A 15199-nucleotide genomic window follows, 5' to 3' on the forward strand; every position below is an offset into this window, starting at 1 on the left:
TTGATCCACTGCATTCGCGAGCAAGCCCGCTCCCACAGGGGATTTGCGTGGTTTCCAGAAATCAGGTTCGGGTAGCGCCTCGGGCGCTGGCGGCGAACTGGTCAACCGGCAGCACGTGTTTGCTTTCCAGTACGCGATAGACAACGCCCGTCAGGATCAACCCGAACACCATCACCCCCGAGAGGAAATACAATCCCGACGCCAGATTCCCGGTGTACTCCTTCAACGCGCCGATCACGAACGGCCCGATGTACCCACCCAGATTCCCCACCGAGTTGATCAACGCAATCCCGGCCGCCGCACTCGCGCCGGCAAAGAACCGCCCCGGCAAGGTCCAGAACACCGCCGTGCAGGAGAACAGCGCAAACGCCACCAGACACAGCGCCGCCAGTTGCGCCACCGGCAACGACAGCCAGGCACTGAGAAACAGGCCAATCGCGCCCAGCACATAAAGCACCGCCAGATGGCCGTAGCGATCGTTCAAACGGTCAGAACTGCGCGGCACAATCAGCAAGCCGATGATCCCGAAGATGTACGGCACCGATGACACGAAACCGGTCACCAGATCGCTGCCGCCAAACTGTTTGATCAGGGTCGGTAACCACAAACCGAGGCCATAAATGCTCAGGGTCACCGGCAGGTAAAACAGCGCCAGCAGTAACACGCGCTTGTCTTTGAGCGCATGCAACGGATTGCCATGGCGGGTCTGGCCGTATGCCTGCAGATCCTTTTTCAACTCGCCGGTCAGCCAGTCTTTCTCAGACTGATCCATCCATTTCACTTGTTGCGGGCCATCCGGCAGCCAGCGCAGCACCGGCCAGGTCAACAGGATCGCCGGGGTGCCGATGACGATGAACAGCCATTGCCAGCCATGCAGACCGAGGATGCCGTCCATGCCCAGCAAGCCCCCGGACACCGGGCCGGTGATCATCATCGCGATGGGTTGGGAGAGGATGAACAGGCCCAGAATCTTGCCGCGATGGCGCACCGGAAACCATTGGGTGATGTAGTACAGAACACCGGGAAAGAACCCCGCCTCCGCCGCGCCGAGTAGAAAGCGCATCACGTAGAAACTGTGCGGGCCCTGGACGAACGCCATGCCGATGGTGATGGCGCCCCAGGTGATCATGATTCGCGCAAACCAGCGCCGTGCGCCGAAGCGTTCGAGCATCAGGTTGCTAGGGATTTCGAGGAGGAAGTAACCAATGAAGAACAGCCCGGCACCGAGGCCATAAGCCGCATCGCCGATGCCGATGTCGGCGCCCATGTGCAATTTGGCAAAGCCGACGGCGGAGCGATCCACATAGGCGATCAGGTACAGCAGGATCAGGAAGGGAATGAGTTTTAGCGTGATGCGGCGAATAAGCCGCAATTCCTGGCTCATGGGATCGGTCTCCGATTGTTGTTTTTATAGAACCTCGGGGGACGCCTCTCACGGAAAACCGCCAGGGCCATCCCTCCGTCGAAAACGACTATATAGTAATACTAATTTACCAACAACACTTCCAAACCTAGGATTTTGCGCTTAGATTAAGCCGTAGCTGGAACACTATAGTCATACAATAAGAGAATCGATCATGTCTGAGAAGAAACCCACCCTGCGCTCCGCCCAATGGTTTGGCACGGCCGACAAGAACGGCTTCATGTACCGCAGCTGGATGAAGAATCAGGGCATCGCCGACCACCAGTTCCACGGCAAGCCGATCATCGGCATCTGCAACACCTGGTCGGAATTGACTCCGTGCAACGCGCACTTCCGCCAGATTGCGGAGCACGTCAAACGCGGGGTGATCGAGGCCGGTGGTTTTCCAGTGGAATTCCCGGTGTTCTCCAACGGCGAGTCGAACCTGCGCCCGACTGCCATGCTTACCCGCAATCTGGCGAGCATGGACGTTGAAGAAGCGATTCGCGGCAACCCGATTGACGGCGTGGTGCTGCTGACCGGTTGCGACAAAACCACCCCGGCGCTGCTGATGGGCGCAGCCAGTTGCGACGTGCCGGCGATCGTCGTCACCGGCGGGCCGATGCTCAACGGCAAGCACAAGGGCAAGGACATCGGTTCTGGCACGGTGGTCTGGCAGCTCAGCGAACAGGTCAAGGCCGGCACCATCACCCTTGATGATTTCTTGGCGGCCGAGGGCGGCATGTCGCGTTCGGCGGGCACCTGCAACACCATGGGCACCGCATCGACCATGGCTTGCATGGCCGAAGCACTGGGCACTTCCCTGCCCCATAACGCGGCGATTCCAGCGGTGGATGCGCGACGTTATGTGTTGGCGCACATGTCTGGCATGCGCGCGGTGGAGATGGTTCGCGAAGATTTGAAGCTGTCGAAGATTCTGACTAAAGAAGCCTTCGAGAACGCCATTCGCGTCAACGCGGCCATCGGCGGTTCGACCAACGCGGTGATTCACTTGAAAGCGATTGCCGGACGCATCGGCGTCGAACTGGATCTGGATGACTGGACGCGCATCGGTCGCGGCATGCCGACCATCGTCGATCTGCAACCGTCCGGGCGTTTCCTGATGGAAGAGTTCTATTACGCTGGAGGCCTGCCCGCAGTATTGCGTCGCCTCGGTGAGGCCAATCTGATTCCGCACCCGACTGCGCTGACAGTCAATGGCAAGTCCATCGGCGAGAACACCAAAGACGCACCGATTTACGGTGAGGACGAAGTGATCCGCACGCTCGACAATCCGATTCGCGCCGACGGCGGGATTTGTGTGTTGCGCGGCAATCTGGCGCCACTGGGTGCGGTGCTCAAGCCGTCCGCAGCCACCCCGGAATTGATGCAGCATCGCGGGCGTGCGGTGGTGTTCGAGAACTTCGACATGTACAAGGCGCGGATCAACGACCCGGAACTCGATGTCGATAAGGATTCGATTCTGGTGATGAAAAACTGCGGGCCGAAGGGTTATCCGGGCATGGCCGAAGTCGGCAACATGGGCTTGCCGGCCAAGCTGTTGGCCCAGGGCGTGACGGATATGGTGCGCATCTCTGACGCACGGATGAGCGGCACCGCTTACGGCACGGTGGTTTTGCATGTGGCTCCGGAAGCGGCTGCGGGTGGGCCTTTGGCGACGGTGAAGGAAGGCGACTGGATCGAACTCGACTGCGCCACTGGCCGGTTGCATCTGGATATTCCGGATGCTGAGCTGGCGGCGCGCATGGCTGACCTGCAGCCGCCCCAGCAATTGTTGGTGGGTGGGTATCGTCAGCTTTACATCGATCATGTGTTGCAGGCGGATCAGGGCTGTGACTTCGACTTTTTGGTCGGCTGCCGTGGGGCTGAAGTGCCGCGTCATTCCCACTGACAACACAATTCCCCTGTGGGAGCGAGCCTGCTCGCGAAGAGGGTGTGTCAGTCGACACCTGTTTGACTGATACACCGCCTTCGCGAGCAGGCTCGCTCCCACATTTGGCTTCTGTGTCTGCCTCAAGATTGTCTGGTGCCTGCTATGATGCGCGGCATCTCCATCGCTCAGGATCGCGCCGTTCCCCATGGATTACCGCAAACCCTCCGACCGCAAAAGCATGCACTCGCGCATCGTCCAGGAACTGGGCATGCAGATCGTCTCCGGACGCTTCAAGCCCGACGACAAACTGCCCGCCGAAGCCTTGCTGTGCGAGGAGTACGCGGTCAGCCGGCCGGTATTGCGCGAAGCCACACGGGTGCTGGTGGCCAAGGGTCTGGTCTACTCCAAGCCTCGGGTGGGCACGGTGGTCAAGGCGCGCCGCGAATGGCACATGCTCGACCCGGACGTGCTGCACTGGCTGATGCAAAGCAGCCCGCAGAACGAGTTCTTCAACGTCCTGACGAGTGTGCGCAGCATCATCGAACCTGCCGCCGCCGCCCTCGCCGCCCAGCATGCAAGCGATGCCGACATTGCCGCCATCGGCGAAGCCTACCAACGCATGGAAGCGGCGCCGACGCCGGAAGCACTGCTGCAACCGGACCTGGATTTTCATAGCCGCATTGCCGATGCGACGCACAATGATTTGTTGGCGAATCTGTGCAACATGTTGTCGGTGGCGATTGCCGAGGCGTTGAAGCATTCGAATCAGCGGCCGAATCTGCATGAATTGGCGTTGCCTCGGCACAAGGCGATTCTTACCGCCATCGAAAACCGTGATGCCCTTGGCGCCCGCCATGCGACGCTCGTACAGCTGGATGATGCGCGTAGTGCGCTCAGCGTTGTGCTTGGCACAGAACTCTCCTGAACACCAAAGAACCTGTGGGAGCTGGCTTGCCAGCGATGAGGGCTTAGCATTCAACATTGCTGTTGGATGTTAGTCCGCTATCGCTGGCAAGCCAGCTCCCACAGGGTTTTGTGTGGATCATAAGATGTAAAAAAGCCGCAACCCTAAGGTTGCGGCTTTGTCGTTTCAGCCCTGCAGATCAGTGAGCAAATAACGAATTGCCCTTCTGCCCCGCCAGTTTCTCCGGCTTGATCAGGAACTTCGCCAGTGCCGGCAGCAGCCACAGCGCACCGAACATGTTCCACAGCAGCATGAAGGTCAGCATCAGGCCCATATCGGCCTGGAACTTGATCGCCGAGAAGATCCAGGTGCACACGCCGATGGCCAGGCACAGACCGGTGAACAGTACCGCTTTACCGGTGGATTTCAGGGTCTGGTAATAGGCTTCCTGTAACGGCAGCCCCGCGCGCAGGAAACTTTCCAGACGGCTGTAGATGTAGATCCCGTAGTCCACGCCAATCCCCACGCCCAGCGCCACCACTGGCAAGGTTGCAACTTTGACACCGATGCCCATGAACGCCATCAGCGCGTTGCCCAGTACCGAGGTCAGCACCAGCGGCAGGACGATGCACAGGGTCGCGGCCCAGGACCGGAAGGTGATCATGCACATCACCGCCACGCAGATGTACACCAGAATCAGGATGGTCAGTTCGGCCTGTTTGATGACTTCGTTGGTGGCCGCTTCGATCCCGGCGTTACCGGCGGCGAGGATGAATTCCAGACCGTCCTTGTTGTTGTCCTTGGCAAATTCCTGCACCGCCTGCACCGCACGATCAAGGGTTTCCGCCTTGTGATCGTTGAGGAACACCAGCACCGGCGCCAGCGAGCAACTGTTGTTGTACAGACCGTCGGCCCGGGCAATCGAGTTGTTCAACACGTCGGGGTTGCGCGACAGGGTTTCCCACTTCAGGTTGCCCTCGTTCATGCCCTTGATCATCTGCTTGGACACGGTCACCAGCGAGATCGCCGACTGCACGCCCTCGGTGTTCTGCATCTTCCACATCAGTTCATCGATCGGCGCCATGGCTTCGAAGCGTGAGCAACCTTCAGCCTTGGTCTTGACCATCACCACCAGCACGTCGGAGCTGGTCGAGTAGTTGCTGATGATGAAGTTGTTGTCCTTGTTGTAGCGCGAGTCCGGACGCAGCTCCGGCGCGCCTTGGTCGAGGTCACCGATTTTCAGGTTCTGGCTGTACCAGAGGCCGCCACCGAAGGCGATCAGCGCCAGGGCGACAGAGATCGGTGCAACTTTCGGGCTGGCGAAATTCGACAGCAGGCGCCAGAACGGATGCTCGCGGTTTGCGTCTTTCTTGCTCTTGGCGATCGCACGCTTGCTGATGCCGACATAGGAAATCGCCACCGGCAGCAGGATCAGGTTGGTGAAGACGATGACCGCCACGCCGATCGACGCGCCGATGGCCAACTCACGGATCACGCCGATGTCGATGATCAGCAGCGTGATGAAACCCACCGCATCCGCGAGAATCGCGATCATCCCCGGCAGGAACAGTTGCCGGAACGTGCGGCGTGCGGCGGTCAGGGCGTTATCGGCCTCACTGGATTGCAGGGCGATACCGTTGATCTTCTGCACGCCGTGGGAGATACCGATGGCGAAGATCAGGAACGGCACCAGCATCGAATACGGATCGAGGCCGAAGCCGAAAAAGTGCATCAAGCCGAGTTGCCAGACCACCGCCACCAGCGTCGTGCTCAACACCGCGATGGTGCTGCGCACGCAGTTGGTGAACCACAGCAGCAAAATCAGAGTGATGACGAAGGCGATGCCGAAGAACAACACCACCATCACCAGGCCGTCGATCAGGTCGCCGACCTTCTTGGCGAAACCGACGATGTGGATCTTGACGTTGGGGTTCTGCGCTTCGAACTTGTTGCGGATCTTGTCTTCAAGTTCATGGGAGAACTTGCGGTAGTCCAGCGCCAGCAACTTGCCTTGATCCTGCGGGTCCGGGTAGGACTCCAGCAGCGGGATGTCGACGATGCTCGACTTGAAGTCGTTGGCCACCAGCCGCCCGACCTGACCGGACTTGAGCACGTTGTTGCGCAGCAGATCGAGGCTGTCCTGCGAGCCGTTGTAGCTCTGCGGGATCACTTCACCGCCGGCAAAACCTTCTTCGGTCACTTCGGTCCAGCGTACGCTCGGACTCCACAGTGACTTGAGGCCGGAGCGGTCAACACCGGAGATGTAGAACACCTCGTCGTTGATCTGACGCAGCGTCTCCATGTACTCCTTGGAGAAGATGTCGCCGTCAGTGGCCTCCACCGAAATGCGCACGGTGTTGCCCAGGTTCGCCAGATCGTTGCGGTGCTCCATCATCTTCTCGATGAACGGATGCTGCAGCGGGATCATTTTTTCGAAACTGGTCGACGGCCGGATCAGCGTGGCCTGCCAGAACAGGAAAATGCTCACCACCAGGCAGATCAGGATCACGGCCGGGCGGTTGTTGAAAATCAGACGTTCGAGGAGCGTCGCTTTTTCCTGCTGAGGAGTGATCAAGGAAGTCATAGCCCCGCCTTCTTATTATTAATCTCGGCGCCGTTTGGCAGGGTGGTGTGAACGCCACCCTGCCCGGTCAGAATCAGGTTGCCGTCGCCAGCGGCGGTGACCGACGACAGGGAAATGCGATCCGGGCGGTTGAACACGCTGAAGGTTTCGCCGTTGTCGCTGCTGCTGATCACCGAGCCGCCGTTACCGACGATGACGATGGAGCCGTCTTCGAGCAACGTGGCGCCGGACAGACCGAACTCCAGCGCGCCGCGAGCAGCCTTCAACTCAACCTGTTCCCAGTTGCTGCCGAAATCGGTGGAGCGGTAGAGGTTGCCGCGCAAGCCGTAGGCCAGCAGTGTCTGCGGTTGCGCCGTACCGATCACACCGAACAGCGAACCTTCATACGGGCCTTCGAGTTTTTCCCAGGTCTGGCCCCAGTCGGCGGAGCGGAACATGCTGCCCGACTCACCGACGATGAACAGCCCGGCGTCTTTTACAGCGGCGATGGCGTTGAGGTGGAACTGGTCCTCGTTGTCGAGGCGATCGCTGACGTCTTGCCAGTTCTTGCCACTGTCGGTGGTTTCCAGCAAAGCGCCGTAAGCGCCCACGGCGAGGCCGCTGTTGACGTCCTTGAACCAGACATCGAGCAGCGGCGATTCGCGTTTGAGGTCTTCAAATTGTTTGGTCCAGGTCAGACCGCCGTCCTCGCTGGCGAGGATCTGCGCGTCGTGGCCGACCGCCCAGCCGTGTTTGTCATCGACGAAATACACAGCCGTCAACAGTTGCCGGCTTGGCACTTTGGCTTGAGTCCAGGTCTTGCCCTGGTCATCGGAATAGAGAATGTGCCCGCGATCCCCGACCGCCACCAGCCGTGCTCCGGCGTGGACAACATCGAGAATCAGGCTTTTTGCAGCTTTGGCGGATGCGCTGGCATAGACCACGTCGGCCGGAGCCTCGGCGGCAATCACAGGTGCCGACAACGTGGCAAAGCCCAGCAGCGCGAGTGCTGTGGCCAGCAACGCGGTGTTGCGTAACGCCGGCGGGCGGCAACGACTCATAGACCTTCCCCTATTTATTATTGTTAGGCCATTGGCCTTCAAGGGCGCCGCAAGTGTGCTCCGCTGATGGCTGGTCAGAAGCATAGTCCTCAAACCCGCAATCCAGAGCCACTTCGGAAGCTGGCTCATCCTATCGGGCTTTGGAAACGTCTGACAATCGGCGCCACGTTATCTTTTGTTAACCGGATGCAGGCTCCTGTCGCCAGTGAATTCCATTGTGGGAGGGGGCTTGCTCCCGAAGACGGGGTGTCAGCCACTATAAATGTCGCCTGATCCGCCGCTTTCGGGAGCAAGCCCCCTCCCACAGGGGTTAGCGGTGTTTGGGGGATCTGCGGTGACGGGTGAATGCAGCGCCATTCGCCGGATGGATGCGGCAAATCTTGTGCGGGGGACTTGCGCGATCGGTATTATGGTATACCATCAGACGCACAGACACTCTCAATCCCCCCTACGGAGCAGCTCATGAGTTTCGAAATTCGCAAGATCGTCAGCTATGTCGAAGAAACCTTCATCGAAGGCGGCAAAGCCACCGACAAGCCAGTGACCATGGTCGGCCTCGCTGTCGTGATGAAAAACCCTTGGGTGGGTAACGGCTTTGTTGAAGACCTCCAGCCGCAGATCCGTGCCAATTGCTCGGATCTGGGCGCGATGATGGTTGAACGTCTGGTCGCCATCATCGGCGGCGCAGAGAAGATCGAGGCTTACGGCAAAGCAGCCGTGGTCGGCGCTGACGGCGAAATCGAACACGCCTCCGCCGTGATCCACACCCTACGCTTTGGCAACCACTACCGCGAAGCGGTCAAGGCCAAGAGCTACCTGAGCTTCACCAACAAGCGCGGCGGCCCGGGCACTTCGATCCAGATCCCGATGATGCACAAGGACGACGAAGGCCTGCGTTCGCACTACATCACCCTGGAAATGCAGATCGAAGACGCGCCGCGCGCCGACGAAATCGTTGTCGTGCTGGGTTGCGCCGACGGTGGCCGCCTGCACCCGCGCATCGGCAACCGCTACATCGATCTGGAAGAACTGGCCGCCGAAAAAGCCCAGTAATCACAATAAAAAGGCACTGCAGGAGCGCTCCATGATTCGGCTCACCGCTGAACTCACCCCGGCTGGCACCAGTTACCTGGCGACCGGCCAAGGCCAGCCCGTGGTCTTGATCCACGGCGTGGGCCTGAACAAAGAAATGTGGGGCGGGCAGATTGTCGGCCTGTCGACCCAGTACCGAGTGATCGCCTACGACATGCTCGGCCATGGCGCCAGCCCGCGACCGGCCAGCGGCACCCACCTGCTTGGTTACGCCGATCAGTTGCTGGAGCTGCTTGATCATTTGAATCTGCCTGAGGCAGCAGTGATCGGGTTTTCCATGGGTGGCTTGGTAGCGCGGGCGTTTGCCCTGCATTACCCGCAGCGCCTGCAAAGTCTGGTGGTCTTGAACAGTGTGTTCAACCGCAGCGAAGAACAGCGCGCCGGCGTCATCGCACGCACCGCGCAAGCGGCCGAACATGGCCCGGACGCCAATGCCGAAGCGGCGCTGTCGCGCTGGTTCAGTCGTGAATATCAAGCGGCCAACCCGGCGCAGATCGCCGCGATCCGCCAGACCCTGGCCGGCAATGATCCGCAGGGTTATCTGACCACTTACGAATTGTTCGCCACTCAAGACATGTACCGCGTCGACGACCTGGGCAGTATTCAGGCGCCAACGCTGATCGCCACTGGCGAACTCGACCCCGGTTCGACCCCGGAAATGGCCGAGCAACTGGCCCGACGCATCCCCGGTGCGAAGGTTGCCGTACTGCCCGAGCAACGGCATATGATGCCCGTAGAGTCGCCGCGTCTGGTCAACCAGACACTGCTGGAATTTCTCGAATTCGCACACTCCCGACAAAACCAAATAAAGGGGATCGTTGCATGACACTCGCACGCTTCCAGATGTGCATCGGCGGAGAATGGGTCGACGCCCTCTCCGGCAAGACTTTCGAAAGCCTCAATCCGGCATTGGCCAAGCCATGGGCGCAACTGCCCGATGCTGACGAAGCCGACGTCGAACGCGCCGTGCAAGCCGCGCAGACGGCCTTCGACAGCCCGGCCTGGCGTGGCCTCACCGCCACCGCACGCGGCAAGTTGCTGCGTCGCCTCGGTGACCTGATCGCAGAAAACAAAGAGCAACTGGCGCAACTGGAAAGTCGCGACAACGGCAAGCTGATCCGCGAAACCCGTGGTCAGGTCAGCTATCTCCCAGAGTTCTTCCACTACACCGCCGGTTTGGCCGACAAGCTTGAAGGCGGCACCCTGCCGCTGGATAAACCGGATCTGTTCGCCTACACCGTGCACGAAGCCATGGGCGTGGTCGCCTCGATCATTCCGTGGAACAGCCCGCTGTACCTGACTGCAATCAAACTGGCCCCGGCCCTCGCCGCCGGCAACACGATTGTGATCAAGCCGTCCGAACACGCCTCGGCGACGATTCTGGAGCTGGCGCGTCTGGCCCTCGAAGCCGGAATTCCGCCGGGCGTGGTCAATGTCGTCACCGGTTACGGCCCGAGCACCGGCGCCGCCCTCACCCGCCATCCGCTGATCCGCAAGATCGCCTTCACCGGTGGTGCGGCCACAGCGCGGCATGTGGTGCGCAGCAGCGCCGAGAACTTCGCCAAGCTGTCGCTGGAACTGGGCGGCAAGTCGCCGAACATCATCTTCGCCGACGCCGACCTGGACAGCGCGATCAACGGCGCGATTGCCGGGATCTACGCGGCGTCCGGTCAGAGTTGCGTGTCCGGCTCGCGCCTGCTGGTGCAGGACGAAATCTACGACGAATTCGTCAATCGCCTGGTCGAACGCGCCCAGCGCATCCGCATCGGCAACCCGCAGGAAGACAATAGCGAAATGGGCCCGATGGCCACCGCGCAGCAACTGGCGGTGGTTGAAGGTCTGGTCGCCGATGCCATCGCTGAAGGCGCGCGTCTGCGCACGGGCGGCAAGCGCCCGGCAGATCTCGGCGACGGCTGGTTCTATGAGCCAACGCTGTTCGAATGCGACCGTAATTCGATGAAGATCATGCAGGAAGAAGTGTTTGGCCCGGTGGCGTCGGTGATTCGCTTTAAAGATGAAGCAGAAGCGCTGGCGATCGCCAACGACTCGCAGTTCGGCCTCGCCGCCGGTATCTGGACGCGCGATCTCGGTCGCGCTCATCGCCTCGCTCGCGATGTGCGTTCGGGGATCATCTGGGTCAACACTTACCGCGCGGTGTCGGCCATGGCGCCCATCGGCGGCTTCAAGAACAGTGGCTATGGACGCGAAAGCGGCATCGACTCGGTGCTGGCCTACACCGAACTGAAAACGGTGTGGATCAACCTTTCTCAGGCGCCCATGCCTGATCCGTTTGTGATGCGCTAGGAGTCCTGCGAAATGATCGAACCCGGCATTTACAAAGACGTCATGAGCTCGTTCCCGTCCGGCGTCACGGTGGTCACCACCCTCGACCCGGATGGCGGCATCGTCGGCATCACCGCCAGCGCCTTCAGCGCGCTGTCGATTGACCCGGCACTGGTGCTGTTCTGCCCCAACTATGCCTCCGACACCTACCCGGTGCTGCGTGACAGCAAGAAATTCGCAATCCATTTGCTGTCCGCCGAGCAGACCGCCGAGGCCTATGCCTTCGCCGGTAAAGGCAAGGACAAGGCCAAGGACATTGAGTGGCATTTGAGCGAACTGGGTAACCCGATTCTGGCCAAGGCCACGGCGATCATCGAGTGCGAGTTGTGGCGGGAATACGATGGCGGCGATCACGCGATTATCGTTGGCGCAGTGAAGCACCTGATCCTGCCCGCGCAGCCGGTGACGCCGATGATTTATCACAAGGGCAAGTTGGGCCCGTTGCCAACCCTGGCCTGACAGCCAGACACGATTGCCAATGTGGGAGCGAGCCTGCTCGCGAAAGCGGTTGATCATTCAACATTTGCATCGACTGACACGACGCCTTCGCGAGCAGGCTCGCTCCCACAGGGAACACCTGTGGATTGGAGGAATGATGAGTAACGAAAAGTACGAAAAAGGCCTGAAGATCCGCACCCAGGTGCTCGGCGAAGCCTACGTGCAGCGCTCGATCGACAACGCCGACGACTTCACCCGCCCCTTGCAGGAAATGGTCACCGAATACTGCTGGGGCCACGTCTGGGGTCGCGAGGGGTTGTCGCTCAAGGAGCGCAGCATGATCAACCTGGCGATGATCTCGGCGCTCAACCGTCCGCACGAACTCAAGCTGCATGTGCGTGGCGCCTTGCGTAACGGCCTGAGTCGTGAGCAAATACGCGAAATTCTGCTTCAGGTCGGCATTTATTGCGGCGTCCCGGCGGCCGTGGACAGTTTCCGGCTCGCCCGTGAAGCCTTCGCCGAAGCCGACGCCGAGGCCTCCAGTTAAACCCTCGGCTGTTTTGATGCCCGTCTGGCATGGACAGCCACAGTAAAGAGCGGACCCCATGAAACGCCAGCCACTCGACGACAGCTTCAAGGTCAATCGCAACCCCGTTACCCTGCGCGAAATCGTGCTGGATAAACTACGTAGCGCGATCATGAATTTCCAGCTTATGCCAGGGGATCGTCTGGTCGAACGCGATCTGTGCGATCGCCTGGGCGTGAGCCGCACGTCGGTGCGCGAAGCCTTGCGTCACCTGGAATCCGAAGGTCTGGTGGAGTTCGCCGACGCCAAGGGCCCGCGCGTCGCCATCATTACACTGGCCGATGCCGTTGATATCTATGAGCTGCGTTGCGTGCTCGAAGGTTTGATCGTGCAGCTGTTCACCCTGCGCGCCAAAGCCAAGGACATCAAAGCCCTGGAAAAAGCCCTCGATGACAACCGCAAGGCACTCAAGGACGGCGAGTTGCAGCAGGTGATCGATTCGGTGCAGGGTTTCTACGACGTGCTGCTCGAAGGCTCGGGCAACCATGTCGCGGCCACGCAACTGCGTCAGTTGCAGGCACGCATCAGTTACCTGCGGGCGACTTCGGTGTCTCAGCAAAACCGTCGCGGCGCAAGTAACCATGAGATGGAAAAAATGGTCGAAGCGATCAAGAGTGGCGATCCACTGGCGGCGCATCAGGCGTGCGTCGATCACGTGCGTGCCGCGGCTGCTGTCGCTCTCGATTACCTCAAGCGCAAGCAGGAAGAAACAGGCGCCGTGCCTGCGATCACCCTGCCCATTGCGCTGAAAGAACCTCGTATAGGTCACTGACATGTCCAGCCCGAGCTATTGCCCGAAATGCGGTGGCCCTGACCTCGGTCAGCAGGTGCCGCCGGGCGATACGCACGAGCGCCTGATGTGCCGCGGCTGCGGCTACATCCACTACGTCAATCCGAAGATCATTGCCGGCTGCATCATCGAGCAGGACGGCAAATACCTCCTGTGCCAACGGGCGATCCCTCCACGTCCGGGCACCTGGACGCTGCCAGCCGGTTTCATGGAAAGCGGCGAGACCACCGAACAGGCGGCGCTGCGTGAAGTCTGGGAAGAAAGCGGTGTGCGTGCGGAAATCGTCTCGCCGTACTCGATCTTCAGCGTGCCGAAGATCAGCGAGGTGTACATCATCTTCCGCGCCAGCGCGCTGGAGATCACCGGCCAGTACGGCCCGGAAACCCTCGACTATAAATTCTTCGCCCCCGAAGACATCCCGTGGGAACAGATCTATTACCCGGCGATCCGGCAGATCCTCGAACGCTATATCGAGGAGCGCCAGGCCGGGGTGTATGGCATCTACATGGGCAATGACGATAGCGGCAAGATCCACTTTATCCGCTGAGGATCACCTTCGCCGCTGTGGGAGCGGGCTTGCTCGCGAAGGCGTCGTGTCAGTCGATAAAAATGTTGAATGAACGACCGCTTTCGCGAGCAGGCTCGCTCCCACAGTGTTTAGTGGTGTTGCTTAAAGTGGCGCAATGCCCTCGACGATGATGATTTCCGCCCTAGCCCATTCTTCGCGATAACGTTTCGCTTCTTGATACGCCGCTGACCGGTAGCACGCCACAGCCTTTTCATAGCTTTCGAATTCAATCACCACGCTGCGCTGTGGCGTCTTGCGCCCTTCCATCGCCTCGCTGCGCCCGCCTCTGGCCAGAAACTTCGCGCCGAACGCGGCGAAGGCTGCCGGCGCGCGCTGGGTGTATTGGCTGTAGTGATCGGCATCGGCTATATCCACGTGAGCAATCCAGTACGCCTTCATAGTGACCTCTTTGTTGATTTTGTATTATGGTATACCAATATATTTCCAGCAAACCCTGAGAGTCCAGCATGGCCTTCAACAGCATCGAAGAAATCATCGAAGATTATCGCCTCGGCAAAATGGTGCTGCTGGTCGATGACGAAGACCGGGAAAACGAAGGCGACCTGTTACTCGCCGCCGATTGCTGCACACCCGAGGCGATCAGCTTCATGGCCCGTGAAGCGCGTGGCCTGATCTGCCTGACCTTGACTGACGATCACTGTCAGCGTTTGGGTCTGGAGCAGATGGTGCCCAGCAACGGCAGCGTGTTCAGTACCGCGTTCACGGTGTCGATTGAAGCGGCGGTCGGCGTCACCACCGGTATTTCCGCCGCCGACCGCGCCTGTACGGTTGCCGCCGCCGTGGCCAAAGATGCCCGCGCCGAAGATTTGGTGCAGCCCGGCCACATCTTCCCGCTGCGCGCCAAGGAAGGTGGCGTGCTGACCCGCGCCGGGCACACCGAGGCCGGTTGCGATCTGGCCCGCCTCGCCGGTTTCACCCCGGCATCGGTCATCGTCGAGGTGATGAACGACGACGGCACCATGGCTCGTCGCCCGGATCTGGAAGTGTTCGCACGCAAGCACGGGATCAAGATCGGCACCATCGCCGACCTGATCCACTATCGCCTCAGCACCGAGCACACCATCGAGCGCATTGGCGAACGCGAGCTGCCGACGGTGCATGGCACGTTCCGTCTGATGCAGGCGATCACCGAACCGCTGCCGTCAGGTTGGAATGAGGTTTCAGCGAAGGTGGTGGAAGTGCTGTTCCTGGGCGAGAGCCAGACTTGCAGCGTGGTCACTTCGGGTGGGACATCGATGACGGTGAAGGCATTATCCGCCGCCGGCATGCCGCTCAAGGCTGGCGACCCTGTGCAAGTGCGCTGGGCCACCGCTGATGCCTGCGTCTACACCGAATGGACCGAAAGCGACCTCAACAAAGCCGCCGGGGCTCACTGAGCCCCTTGTAGGAGCTGCCGCAGGCTGCGATCTTGGGAGTGTCATTAATTTTGTGTTCGGGCATAACATGCTGCAGAGGTGCATGTATGCCAACCAAAAAGAAACCGGCCCGTGAGGCCAAGCGTGACCTTCCGTCCATTCCAAAAGAGCTGATCGACCAG

Annotated in this window: 13 protein-coding genes and 1 pseudogene; 10 read left to right on the plus strand and 4 right to left on the minus strand. The window is 60.2% G+C overall.

The window, feature by feature from the left end; translation table 11 throughout:
• Positions 1–61: 61 nt before the first annotated feature.
• Positions 62–1384 carry an MFS transporter gene (locus tag CKW18_RS23830; protein WP_095191039.1) on the minus strand — a complete coding sequence of 441 codons (1323 nt, stop codon included), beginning with the start codon at positions 1382–1384 and terminating at the stop codon, positions 62–64.
• A gap of 193 nt (positions 1385–1577) precedes the next feature.
• On the opposite strand from CKW18_RS23830, the gene CKW18_RS23835 reads away from it, so the two are divergent.
• Together CKW18_RS23835 and CKW18_RS23840 are read left to right on the plus strand one after the other, a co-directional pair.
• On the plus strand, positions 1578–3314 hold the full coding sequence (locus CKW18_RS23835; RefSeq protein WP_095191040.1) for an IlvD/Edd family dehydratase: 1737 nt from the start codon (positions 1578–1580) through the stop codon (positions 3312–3314).
• Positions 3315–3501: 187 nt separating this feature from the next.
• A complete protein-coding gene (locus tag CKW18_RS23840) occupies positions 3502–4221 on the plus strand; it encodes a FadR/GntR family transcriptional regulator (RefSeq protein WP_095191041.1) in 720 nt (239 codons plus the stop codon).
• 178 nt (positions 4222–4399) lie between these two features.
• On the opposite strand, the gene CKW18_RS23845 is transcribed toward CKW18_RS23840, so the two are convergent.
• The gene (locus tag CKW18_RS23845; RefSeq protein ID WP_095191042.1) at positions 4400–6784 is read right to left on the minus strand and encodes an RND family transporter; all 2385 of its coding nucleotides are present in this window, start codon (positions 6782–6784) and stop codon (positions 4400–4402) included.
• Positions 6781–7824: a YCF48-related protein gene (locus CKW18_RS23850; RefSeq protein WP_095191043.1), complete on the minus strand. Its 1044-nt coding sequence runs from the start codon at positions 7822–7824 to the stop codon at positions 6781–6783. Before CKW18_RS23850 ends, CKW18_RS23845 begins: the two co-directional genes overlap by 4 nt.
• Before the next feature lie 462 nt (positions 7825–8286).
• Between CKW18_RS23850 and CKW18_RS23855 the strand changes: the two genes are divergently transcribed.
• The 7 genes from CKW18_RS23855 to CKW18_RS23885 all read left to right on the plus strand — a co-directional run bounded on the left by CKW18_RS23855 (position 8287) and on the right by CKW18_RS23885 (position 13620).
• On the plus strand, positions 8287–8877 hold the full coding sequence (locus CKW18_RS23855) for an amino acid synthesis family protein (protein WP_095191044.1): 591 nt from the start codon (positions 8287–8289) through the stop codon (positions 8875–8877).
• A gap of 31 nt (positions 8878–8908) precedes the next feature.
• The gene (locus tag CKW18_RS23860; RefSeq protein WP_095191045.1) at positions 8909–9742 is read left to right on the plus strand and encodes an alpha/beta fold hydrolase; all 834 of its coding nucleotides are present in this window, start codon (positions 8909–8911) and stop codon (positions 9740–9742) included.
• Positions 9739–11220 (plus strand): aldehyde dehydrogenase, encoded by a 1482-nt coding sequence (locus tag CKW18_RS23865; RefSeq protein WP_095191046.1) that lies wholly within the window; start codon positions 9739–9741, stop codon positions 11218–11220. Before CKW18_RS23860 ends, CKW18_RS23865 begins: the two co-directional genes overlap by 4 nt.
• 12 nt (positions 11221–11232) lie before the next feature.
• Positions 11233–11718, plus strand: coding sequence for a flavin reductase family protein (locus tag CKW18_RS23870; protein ID WP_095191047.1), 486 nt, complete (start codon positions 11233–11235; stop codon positions 11716–11718).
• Positions 11719–11854: 136 nt separating this feature from the next.
• Positions 11855–12244, plus strand: coding sequence for a carboxymuconolactone decarboxylase family protein (locus tag CKW18_RS23875; protein ID WP_027613073.1), 390 nt, complete (start codon positions 11855–11857; stop codon positions 12242–12244).
• Positions 12245–12302: 58 nt separating this feature from the next.
• The gene (locus CKW18_RS23880; protein ID WP_095191048.1) at positions 12303–13055 is read left to right on the plus strand and encodes a GntR family transcriptional regulator; all 753 of its coding nucleotides are present in this window, start codon (positions 12303–12305) and stop codon (positions 13053–13055) included.
• Between the two features lies 1 nt (position 13056).
• The gene (locus CKW18_RS23885; RefSeq protein ID WP_095191049.1) at positions 13057–13620 is read left to right on the plus strand and encodes an NUDIX hydrolase; all 564 of its coding nucleotides are present in this window, start codon (positions 13057–13059) and stop codon (positions 13618–13620) included.
• 123 nt (positions 13621–13743) lie between these two features.
• Here CKW18_RS23885 and CKW18_RS23890 read toward each other — a convergent pair whose 3' ends face one another.
• On the minus strand, positions 13744–14040 hold the full coding sequence (locus CKW18_RS23890; RefSeq protein ID WP_095191050.1) for a DUF1330 domain-containing protein: 297 nt from the start codon (positions 14038–14040) through the stop codon (positions 13744–13746).
• 68 nt (positions 14041–14108) lie between these two features.
• Between CKW18_RS23890 and ribB the strand changes: the two are divergent.
• Positions 14109–14972 (plus strand): annotated as a pseudogene (gene ribB / locus CKW18_RS23895) (3,4-dihydroxy-2-butanone-4-phosphate synthase); the annotation flags it as partial.
• Positions 14973–15199 lie beyond the last annotated feature (227 nt).

The sequence above is a fragment of the Pseudomonas sp. Irchel 3E19 genome (assembly GCF_900187585.1).
In the GTDB taxonomy this organism is placed as follows: domain Bacteria; phylum Pseudomonadota; class Gammaproteobacteria; order Pseudomonadales; family Pseudomonadaceae; genus Aquipseudomonas; species Aquipseudomonas baetica.